An 11,252-nucleotide genomic window follows, 5' to 3' on the forward strand; every position below is an offset into this window, starting at 1 on the left:
AAAATGCGAAGAAAGTTAAGTTAACATCATTTTCATTGCCACAATAATAAGAAAAATGGCAAATAATTTTTTTAAAGTTTGTACAGGCACCTTAGCGGCATATTTTACGCCAACAGGCGCAAATAATGAAGATGTTAGCGCGATTCCGCTCAAAGCAGGTAAATAAACATAACCAAGACTCCAAGCTGGCAATAATTCATTACCAAATCCTGAAATGATATACCCCAAAGAGCCAAATAACGCCACCATAACGCCACATACAGTAGCAATACCGATACAATGTCTTAATGGCGTGCCAAAGTACGTTAAAATTGGCACTAAAATAGCCCCACCTGCCATGCCCATTAAACTCGCAACAACACCGGTGAGTAAACTAATAAATTGTAACTTAATCTTTGACGGCATTTCTTTATAGCGCTGCAACCGAATAGATAGCAACATATAGGAGGCAAGTATTACAACCGCAATAGCAAAAAAGCTTGTTAATGCTTGAGCTGACAAATGATCAGCAATAAAAGCCCCTACTAAGGCCCCAAAAGCGACAATGAACATCAGTGGTTTCGTTATATTCCAAGGAATATTTCTATTTTTATGGTGCGCCAATGTGGCACTAGATGAAGTAATCACAATTGTCGATAACGAGGTTGCCAACGCCATTGGCATGATCACTTCATTACTAATACCTAGTTGAGGTAATAAGTAAACTAAAGCAGGCACTACAATTAAACCGCCACCAATACCTAATAGTCCAGCTAAAAAGCCGGTAATAGCGCCAAGGAATAAACAGCTAATAAAAATTAGAAACATTACAATCCAGCGCGAATAAAACCGCCCAAACCTAATTGTTCAAGTTGCTCATTTAAGTATGTATGCACTTGCTTCGCAGTAATCAATTTTAAGGTGTGAGATAAAATCAATTCTGCTCTTTGAAAATCAACATGGCGAATAACCCATTTAATACGCGCTATATTATGTCCATTCATACTGAGTTTATCAAAACCCATTGCTAATAATAACAAGGCACCCGCAGGTTCACCAGCCAACTCCCCACACAAACTTAACGGTATTGAATACTTTTTAGACTCTTTGGCAATCGTATACAATGCTCTAAGTACCGCGGGGTGATAAGCATCGTGTAAATCAGCCACTTGAGCATTATTACGATCTACCGCAAGTAAATACTGTGTTAAATCATTACTACCAACAGAGAAAAAGTCAACTCGTTGAGCTAACTCTTCAAGTTGAAATATCACAGAAGGCACTTCTAACATGATACCTATTTTGGGACGCGGAAGCTCCTTAATCTGCATGTCGTTGCCATGTTTATAAGTTATATCACTTTGCCGCTCGCTATTTATCTCAATACCCACTTCTAAATGCGCTTGATTAATTAAACGAATAGCGTCATCTACTTCATTAACATTTGAAATCATCGGTAGCATAATTGCTAAATTATTATACTGATGATTAGCCCGAATCATGGCACGCACCTGAACTAAAAATATTTCAGGGTGATCTAAGGTAATCCTGATCCCACGCCAACCTAGAAAAGGATTATCTTCGGTAATAGGGAAGTAAGGTAACGATTTATCTCCACCTATATCTAACGTACGCATGGTAACAGTTGCTTGAGAAAACTCTTTTAATGTTTGTTCATATAAATTCGTTTGTTCTTGCTCTGATGGAAAATAATGCCGATCCATAAAAGGTATTTCTGTTCGATATAAACCTATACCTAAGCTACCTAAATTTTCTGGTCGTTCAAAACCGGCAGACAAACCAGCATTTAATTGTAGCTCTATAGCTTGACCATCTTGCGTGATAGTTGGTAGATGAACCTCTTGCTGAATTTTACTGATCAATTCACTTTCTTGAGCAATTAAATGCCGATATTCACTTATCAATGCATCATCAGGATTAATAAACAATTCACCACTATAACCATCAACAATAGCTTGTTGATGGTTAAACTGAGCAATTGGAATGTTTGTAATTCCCATTATTGCCGGTAATTCAAGCGCATGCGCTAAAATAGCAGCATGAGAGTTAGCTGAGCCAGACAAAGATACAATGCCTTTTAAACCTTTATGTTGATATTCAGCCAGCATAGAAGCCGTTACATCTTCCGCCAGCAAAATAAAGGCTTTAGGCAATTTTACTTTTAATGATTTTTTCTTTTGTAAATTCAGTAATAAGCGATTACCTAAATCTCGAATATCGGTAGCTCGCTCTTTTAAATAACTGTCATCTATTGCTTCAAATTGAGTCACATAATGATCAATGATAAGCTTAAGAGCGCTTTCTGCTTGCCAGCCTTCATTGATTTTTTTTATCACGCCCTGACTAATATCAGCTTGGTCAAGCAATTGTATGTAAACATCAAAAATAGCTAAATTATCATTAGTAATAATATTACTTAATTTTTGACTCAGCTGTTCAAAGTCAGCTTTGGTTTTATTAACCGCAGTGGTAAAACGCAGCACTTGTTTACTTTGTTGAGCGACACTCACTTTTTGTAATGCTAGCGTAGCAAGCTCAACCTTAGGCTGATGTACAATAATCTCGCTCAGTGCTATCCCTGGAGCACCAGCAATACCCAACAACTGTTTTACATCTTTACTTTTTTCTGATTCCGTAAATAGATTTTTCACTTCAGCACTCGCTAGCGCATTAGCTAATTGAGCGGCTAACGTAACTAAAAAGGCTTCCTCATTTTCTGTAAAGTTCCTCGCATGCTTTTGTTGAATAGAAAGGATCCCCAACACTTTACGTCGGTGAATAATAGGTGTGCCTAGAAAAGCATTGAAATCATCTTCTTCAACTTCGGGGGCATGCATAAAATGTTGATGATTTCGCGCATCGGCAATATTTATTGGCTCTTCTCGTTGTCCTACTAGTCCAACTAAGCCTTCAGAAAACCTTATCGCGGTTTGCCCAAACGACTTTTGTGCTAAGCCATCGGAAGCCATTAATAAAAAGTGTTGTTGAGCGTGGTCAGCTAAATAAATTGAGCAACAGTCAGTATTTAGTGAATTTTTGATTTGGCTAACCATACGCTCTAATGCTATTTGCAGCTGCATTTCTTGACTAAACTCAAGCACAATACGACGTAGCGTGGTTAACATAATTTCCTTATTGAACGTATAAAATGAATAAAAAAGCCCACGTAAGTAGGCTTTTAATAAAATAACTCATAGTAATAATTACGCTTGGCGTTTACCTCGATTAGGCCGCCTATCAGGCCTTTTTTCATATGAAAAAGATAAAGCCTGTACGGCAAACTCTTTCATAACTTTACGATAAACATCGCGCTTAAATGACACTACTTGTCGAACTGGATACCAGTAACTCACCCAACGCCAATCATCAAATTCAGGATGAGAGCTATGTAGTAAATTGACCGATGATTCAGGTGCAGTTAATTTTAATAAAAACCACTTCTGTTTTTGCCCAATACAAACAGGTTTACTATCGTGCCTTATATAACGTTTTGGTAATTTATACTTTAGCCAGTGTTTAGTTGAAGCAACAATTTTAACATGTTCTGGTTTTAATCCTACTTCTTCATATAACTCTCGAAACATGGTTTGCTCAGCAGTTTCACCTTCATCAACACCACCTTGTGGATATTGCCATGAATGTTGCCCAAACCTTCTAGCCCAAAATACTTGTCCCCTGCTATTAATTATTACTATGCCGACATTGGCTCGGTAGCCTTCGGCATCGATCACAGGAACTCCTGAAAACTAAAAAATACTTGTGTAGATTCAACCATAATAACGCCAATGGAGCAAATGATTACTTTGATTTTTTTACCTAATAGCAAGATAATGGCTTTTTATTTACCAAGCATTAATGATTAATACTACATGAATATTCCCGCTTCTGAACAAGAGTTACTTGAAAGAGTGCATAACTTAGCTGGCTTAACCCTCGCAGAAGTTGCTTATGATGCGAAAATTGAAATACCTGTAGATTTAAAACGGAACAAAGGTTGGATAGGATTATTGCTTGAACATGTACTTGGCGCCAGCGCAAGCTCAAAACCTGAACCTGACTTTCCTACACTTGGTATTGAATTGAAAACCTTGCCTATAAACTGTCAAGGTAAGCCACTTGAAACGACTTTTGTTTGTGTTGCGCCTTTAACAGGTTTAGTCGGCGTTAATTGGCAAAATTGTTGGCTTAAGCAAAAATTATCAAAAGTTCTATGGGTTCCTATCATTTGTGACACCCCTGACAACAAAAAAATTCCTTTAGCAGAGCGCCGAATTGGCAGCGCTTTCCTTTGGTCGCCTTCTGCTGAAGAAGAACAATTATTAGCAATGGACTGGCAAGAGCTAACCGATATGATCGTTTTAGGCGATGTTGAAAATATTCATGGTAAACATGGGCAAGTACTACAACTTAGACCAAAAGCTGCCAACGCTAAAGCGAAAACACAAGCTTATAATCGCCATGGCAAACCATTTATGACCTTACCTCGTGGCTTTTATTTAAAGATTCCTTTCACTCAAGCGCTATTAAATAAAAACTTACGTATCAATATTGATGTTTGATTTTAGTGTAATGCGCTATATCCTGAGCAACTACCGTCATCCTAAATAATCAACGTTATTCTGAACTTGATTCAGAATCTCAAACGTTATGCTGTGTAGTTTATATGATCCAGTATTCTAAGTACTATTCAACCACACGCATGGGATTCCGTATTAAGACACCAACGGAATGACGGAACTGGTGACCTACAAAATGAACAAACCACGAACAAAGGATGAGTGATTGATGAACAATTGAATGATTAAGTATCAAGCAATAAAAACAATAATTACTCATGGTTTACAATTGATATCTCTTGGGTAATTGTTTTACTTCCCCCCGCTGGGAGCAATTGCATTTCAGTGGTTGCTGCTTCTAAGCAAACAAACTCCTGTTCCCCATTAGGGTGAACGTCGGCCATTTTATTAGCTGCCTCAACACCTGGATTCCAAAAAACCCACTGCTTTGTATTTTGTGATTTCAGCTCAAGCGTTCGGCCCCAAGCATAATCCACTAGACTCAGATCTTTATTGCTATGGTAAATACGGTCAACAGGGCCTACACCATTTTTTAACACTTGTGGCTTACATAACTGTTCAGTTAACTTATCATAATAATCAGCTTGCCCTAGCGCCGCTATTTTTATTTCTGCAGGAGCACTCACCCGGAAATAACTATGCAGAGCACCAGTGTAGTATGCATCGGCATCACCAAGATTAGTCATTTGTAACGTTTGCTTAAACGAACGGCCAAAAAACAATACTTGTTTTAATTGACAAGCATTTGGCCATAGCTCGTTCATTGCTTCTCCCTGCCAACTCAAGGTGACTTCAACCCCCTGCTCGCTAATATCAATACTAACGACTTGCCATTGCTGCATTCGCACAAAGCCATGATTACCGGCAGTGTGAGCATTATCATTTGGATGCGCGCCAAACCAAGGCCAACACAAAGGTATACCGCCACGAATTGCTTTTCCTTGCTCAAAAAGGGAATCTTTTGATAGCCAAAAAACTTCTTTTTCACCATCAGGATGCCAGCTCAGTACTTGGCCACCATATAAACTAATCTTTGCTTTAACGACTGTATGCTCAATAGCTAATACAGATAAATCTTGAGCTAACTTGGTTTCAAGCACTTGGCCAAATTCGTTTTTAACTAATAACACTATATAAATACCTTATTTTTTTCTATATATTAATATGTCAGCGCGTCCAAAATAAAACTAACGATAAACGGAAGGTAAACTTAAAAGTTTTTACCTAATGATAAAAACACCGTATTTTCACCACCAGAAGCAAAGCCAAAACCAAAAACAGCGGGACCAAAATCAGTATCTGTCCCCAAATATAAGCTACCAGAACGTACCAAGTCGTCCATGGCAATTGATTCACTCACTTCCCACACGTTACCGGTTTCAAAACTAGCGCCTAAATATAACGGTAAACTTGCTTTTCCAAAAAGTTCTCGCCCTAAATCATACTGATAAACAACAGCAGCAAAAACTTTGTGTGCCCCAATTAAGGCATCTTTTTGATAACCAGACAGATTCAAAAAACCGCCTAATTCAGTAACATGCACAGTAAAGTCACTATCATTATTAACCGTTGCAAATGACGCTATGCTAACAAAAGAATGATTATTAACGTTAAAAGCACCACGCCAGTCTAACTGCACTTCTAATGATGTATCTTTAGGCTCAGTCCCTTCAATGTCTTGATAATGATCATTGCGCCAAAACATATTCACAGATAATTTATTACCATGGGTAGGGAAATTAATACTATTTAAACTGTCATAACTAAATGATAAGTAAGCACCATAAGATTCATAATCAAGTGATCCTCCTTGATGATTTTCAAACGCAAGTTTTCCTGTTTCGCCAAGGAAGCCAAGCTCTATAACACCATCATTTAAGTAATCAAAACCTAATCCTAACTTAGCCAAATAATTTTTATTAATGAGCTCAACTCTATCATCTGTCGCTTCCCATTTATCCTGACTATATTGGATTCTTGTTCTAGCAAAATAATGTTGGTTTTCCGATAATGGTTGATAAAGCTCTGTTGCCAATAATGACTCCCAACCTAACTTTATTTCATTAATCCACATACCGCCATACGGCGTCACATCATTTAAAATATAAGCTAAATCAAGATCAATAACAGAGCCTTGTTTAAAATCACTTTCTAATTTAAAACCTAAGTGTAGGTAATTAGGCCCCCAAGATTGAGCACGGGTGGTCACTATCAGTTGCCTCCCTTCAGCTAGATCCAGAAATTCAGCATCAACATACTCAAACTTATCTAAGGAATAAATTCGTTCAATAGCTAATTGCAACTGCTCTTTACTAACAATATCTCCGATATTAATCGCCAACTTTTCCTCAATAATAGCCTGACTCACGGTTGAGTTATTCTGATATTCAATGCTCGTAATAGGTTGGGTAAAAGTATTAAACCAAGTAAGGGCTTTTTGCTTTTTTTCTTGTTGATACGTTGAGTACTCTTGCTCACTAACACCTAACAGTTTTAACGCGGCTTCGCTTTGTAATGCTGCTTGCTCACCTAGCTCAAGCGCTTGTGTCATAATTGAAAAATCTGTGGTGCTTAAATAGTCAATTTTTGGACGGATTAATATATCGCTAGTCGATAAATACCGCATTTGAGCCTGAGTGGTATTATTCGTGATAATGGTTGATAACTGGTTAAATACATCAAACGTGCTATTAATATTTTCTTTTGGAAATAACGCTGAACCAATATCTACGGCGATAACAATATCAGCCCCCATCGCTTTGATAACATCAATAGGCATATTATTAGCAATACCACCATCAACTAATAATCTACCATCAATAGTTACTGGCTCTACGACACCAGGAACAGCGGCAGATGCTCGCATCGCCTTTGTAATACTTCCCTTATTAATCACCACCGCTCTAGCTGTTACTAAGTCTGAAGCAATGGCACGATAAGGAATAGCCAAATGATCAAAGCTCGCAAATTTCGCAACTACATTAGTTGACAATTTCAATAAACTATCTGCTGATTGCCCTAGCAAAAAACCATTGGATGACTTTAATTGCCCATCACGAATCCCTATTCGCATGGGAATATTATATTTATCTCTTAAGTTTTTATTTTCAAATGATAAAAACGCTCGAGGAATATAATCAGAATAGCTCCGCTCCCAAGGCAGGTTGAGCATAGTATTTTCGATTTCATCAACGCTATAACCTAGTGCATATAAGCCGCCAACATAAGCACCAATACTGGTACCAACAACATAGTCAATAGGAATGTTATTTTTCTCAATAACCTTTAGCACGCCAATATGAGCAGCTCCCTTAGCACCGCCCCCACTGAGAACTAAACCAATTTTAGGACGTGATTCTGCATAAAGTAATGGGCTTGTTAACGTAATACAGAAAATTAGAAAAAGAAAAGTAAGTCGCATAAAGTTAAAAAGGTTATGAGGAATGGAGACGTTACAAATATACAGTGTTATTTCTTTCTGTTCACCTTTAATTAAAAGTAGGATTAAAATTAAGCTAATATTGGTAAACTAAGCGCGAGTTAAATTCAATGTGAAATATAACTCACCGCTATAGGCAAGAACTTACTGTTGAACAATAGAAGGTTTATTATAGAATGAGCAATAATAAACCCTGCATGAAAAGTCAGGCTTGATGACAATAAATAATCAATAACGTTAGATAAACATTGATTTAACGTCGGCACACCTTGCTTTAAAGTCTTCAGTATCCATAAACGCAATATCAGGTAAAATACCTTTTTTCACATAACTCGTTAATAAGACTTCTTGCGTTGCTTTATTCTTAAAAATATTGTGATAAATAGCACCAGCTCGAATAAAATCTAGATAATGAATCTCGGTTGGTAAAATAGTTAAATCCCCCCAACTTTCCGCTAATTCAGTTAACTCTGCAGAAAATCCCCATGCACGTGTGACTTCTCCACCAATTTTACCTGAAAGCTTAGTAATAGCTTGCTGTAAAAATGTCGGATTAGCAAAGGTATCTGGATATTGCTCAGCTTCAGTTAAAATAGGTAAAACACCAATATTATGTACTAAAGAGCCTAAGGTAAGCGTATCTAAATTTAATGCCGTATGCTTATTATTTTCAAGATAAATTCCCATTAAACTAATTGATACAGAAGCGACATCAACTGTTTTTTCCCAAGACTTTTTCATGTAAGTAGCTACAACTTCATTTTTAGAAACAAACACTTGTTCAAGTGCCATCGCCGTAGCAATACCCTTAATTTGACGCAGCCCAATACGAGTTACGGCTTGAGACACACTCTCAACCTTAACCGTTCTTCCTAATAACGCGCTATTAGCTACTTTTATTAAGCCTAAAGAAAGCGCAGGATCTTTCGCGATAATGTCACTCATGTAATGTAAATTAACATCAGGATCGTCAGCCGCCTGTCTGACTTTAAATGCAACCTCTGGCAATGTAGGTAATACCAACGCCTCTTGATTGATTTTTTCCGTTAAAATCGTGTATAACGCACTTTCAGCCGCCATAAGAAATCCTCTTTATATTTACACTATCATTTTAACATAGCACAATTTTCTTTAACTCAATGGATTATTTACTTTTTTTGACTAAATATTTTTCACTTATAATAGTCGATAGGTCAATTAATAAGTATTTAACCATTTTCTTTGTTCTAGAACATACTTATCCCTGTTTTGGATTGTCCGTATTCACACTTTTTTTTATAATGCGCCCCCATTTATTCTGTACATAAATCAAACTAATTAAATTTTATGCTAAGACCTGAATTGCTTTCCCCTGCGGGTAGTTTAAAAAATATGCGATATGCTTTTGCTTATGGCGCTGACGCTGTTTACGCTGGACAGCCACGTTACTCTCTTCGAGTTCGAAATAATGAGTTCTCTCTCGAAAACATTCAAATAGGCATTAATGAAGCACACGCATTAGGCAAAAAGTTTTATTTGGTTAATAACATTGCGCCTCACAATGGTAAATTAAAAACTTTTTTAAAAGATATCTCTCCTGTCATTGCAATGAAGCCAGACGCTTTGATCATGTCAGATCCAGGTTTAATAATGATGGTACGTGAAAACTTTCCAGACATGCCTATTCATTTGTCTGTCCAAGCGAATGCGGTAAATTGGGCTACTGTAAAGTTTTGGCACCAACAAGGGGTTGAACGGGTAATACTATCGCGTGAGTTGTCGCTTGATGAAATTGAAGATATCCGCCTACACTGTCCTGAAATGGAGCTTGAAGTTTTTGTGCATGGCGCCTTATGTATGGCTTATTCTGGCCGTTGTTTATTATCGGGTTATATTAACAAACGTGATCCAAACCAAGGCACCTGCACCAATTCATGTCGATGGAAATATGACACACATAAAGCAAAAGAAACTGAAACAGGTGACATTATTGCAGTAGCTCCTTCGCCAGAAATATACACACCAAACAATAATATTATTACACTTGAGCAAGGACATGCTCAAAATCAGCCAGTCGACGACCTAGTATTACTTCAAGAGGAAGGCCGTCCTGGTGAATATATGCCGGCATTTGAAGATGAGCACGGCACATATATTATGAATTCAAAAGACTTACGCGCTGTTGAGCATGTCGAGCGTTTAGTAAAAATGGGAATACATTCATTAAAAATAGAAGGTAGAACTAAGTCGTTTTACTATTGTGCTAAAACTGCTCAAGTTTATAACCAAGCTATTAATGATGCTATGGCCAACAAGCCTTTTGATACTAATTTAAATTCTGAGTTAGAACATTTAGCTCATCGAGGTTATACCGAAGGCTTTTTAAAACGTCACCGTCCCTCAGACACACAAAATTATGACTATGGGTATTCAAAAAGTGATACACAACAATTTGTTGGCGAAGTATTAGGAAGAAACGAAGATTCAGGATTAATTGAAATTGACGTTAAAAATAAATTTCTCATCGGCGATAAGTTAGAATTAATGACACCAAAGGGTAATATCAATTTTACTTTAACGAACATGATAAACAGTAAAACAGGTGAGGTAATAACCGATGCAAAAGGCTCAGGTCATAAAGTAGCTATTGCACTAAATACCGAATTAGATTTAACCTTTGGCATTATTATGCGCTACTTAACTGATGGTGGTACAACAAGACATCCTTTCGCCCAAAACCAAGTAAGTGAATAAATAGTGGCATTATATATTGAAGACAGTTGTATCAATTGTGATATGTGTGACCCTGAATGCCCTAATGAAGCAATAACATTAGGTGAACACATATATGAAATTGATACTGATAAATGTACAGAGTGCGTAGGTCATTATGATAAGCCAACCTGTGTCAGTGTTTGCCCTATAGATTGTGTAAAGCCTGATCCTAATCACGTTGAAAGCGAAGACGCGTTATTAGCTAAATTTATCAAGATGCATGTTGCTTAATTTTATTGTTAATTAAGCGACTTTAGTCGCCTGAACACAACACACCTCAATAACATAGGTATTATATTACACCTCATTATTAGGCGAATAAATTCGCCCCTACGGTGATGGTAATCAATTCTTGCGTAGGACGTTTTCTGTATTTGGCGAATAAATTCGCCCCTACGGTGATGATAACCGATTCTTGCATTGGGTGTTTTGTAGTAGGGGCGACTTCAGTCGCCTGTTCACAATACACCTCAATAACATAG

Annotated in this window: 9 protein-coding genes; 3 read left to right on the forward strand and 6 right to left on the reverse strand. The window is 37.3% G+C overall.

Features of this window, described 5'->3' with window-relative positions; translation table 11 throughout:
• Positions 1-15: 15 nt before the first annotated feature.
• From Q4496_RS11765 to rppH, 3 genes are all read right to left on the reverse strand, one after another.
• The gene (locus Q4496_RS11765) at positions 16-807 is read right to left on the reverse strand and encodes a sulfite exporter TauE/SafE family protein (RefSeq protein WP_215971972.1); all 792 of its coding nucleotides are present in this window, start codon (positions 805-807) and stop codon (positions 16-18) included.
• Entirely contained in the window at positions 807-3,125 is a 2,319-nt protein-coding gene (gene ptsP / locus Q4496_RS11770) for a phosphoenolpyruvate--protein phosphotransferase (protein ID WP_215971971.1), read from the reverse strand. The genes Q4496_RS11765 and ptsP overlap by 1 nt, the downstream gene beginning before the upstream one ends.
• Before the next feature lie 78 nt (positions 3,126-3,203).
• Positions 3,204-3,731, reverse strand: coding sequence for an RNA pyrophosphohydrolase (gene rppH / locus Q4496_RS11775; RefSeq protein WP_215971970.1), 528 nt, complete (start codon positions 3,729-3,731; stop codon positions 3,204-3,206).
• A 138-nt stretch (positions 3,732-3,869) separates the two neighbouring features.
• On the opposite strand from rppH, the gene mutH reads away from it, so the two are divergent.
• Positions 3,870-4,559 (forward strand): DNA mismatch repair endonuclease MutH, encoded by a 690-nt coding sequence (gene mutH / locus Q4496_RS11780; protein WP_303610493.1) that lies wholly within the window; start codon positions 3,870-3,872, stop codon positions 4,557-4,559.
• A gap of 269 nt (positions 4,560-4,828) precedes the next feature.
• Here the strand turns inward: mutH and Q4496_RS11785 are convergent, their stop codons facing one another.
• The 3 genes from Q4496_RS11785 to Q4496_RS11795 all read right to left on the reverse strand — a co-directional run bounded on the left by Q4496_RS11785 (position 4,829) and on the right by Q4496_RS11795 (position 9,096).
• Entirely contained in the window at positions 4,829-5,707 is an 879-nt protein-coding gene (locus tag Q4496_RS11785) for a D-hexose-6-phosphate mutarotase (protein ID WP_303610494.1), read from the reverse strand.
• 80 nt (positions 5,708-5,787) lie between these two features.
• Positions 5,788-7,998, reverse strand: a complete 2,211-nt coding sequence (locus Q4496_RS11790; RefSeq protein WP_215971967.1) for a patatin-like phospholipase family protein — start codon at positions 7,996-7,998, stop codon at positions 5,788-5,790.
• Positions 7,999-8,253: 255 nt separating this feature from the next.
• Positions 8,254-9,096, reverse strand: coding sequence for an HDOD domain-containing protein (locus Q4496_RS11795; RefSeq protein WP_215971966.1), 843 nt, complete (start codon positions 9,094-9,096; stop codon positions 8,254-8,256).
• 246 nt (positions 9,097-9,342) lie between these two features.
• Here Q4496_RS11795 and yegQ point away from each other — a divergent pair, with 246 nt between their 5' ends.
• Complete coding sequence (yegQ, locus tag Q4496_RS11800) at positions 9,343-10,749, forward strand: tRNA 5-hydroxyuridine modification protein YegQ (RefSeq protein WP_303602621.1); 1,407 nt, start codon at positions 9,343-9,345, stop codon at positions 10,747-10,749.
• A gap of 3 nt (positions 10,750-10,752) precedes the next feature.
• Entirely contained in the window at positions 10,753-11,001 is a 249-nt protein-coding gene (locus Q4496_RS11805) for a YfhL family 4Fe-4S dicluster ferredoxin (protein ID WP_215971964.1), read from the forward strand.
• Positions 11,002-11,252 lie beyond the last annotated feature (251 nt).

The sequence above is a fragment of the Colwellia sp. 5_MG-2023 genome, assembly GCF_030547795.1.
Taxonomy (GTDB): Bacteria; Pseudomonadota; Gammaproteobacteria; order Enterobacterales; family Alteromonadaceae; genus Colwellia.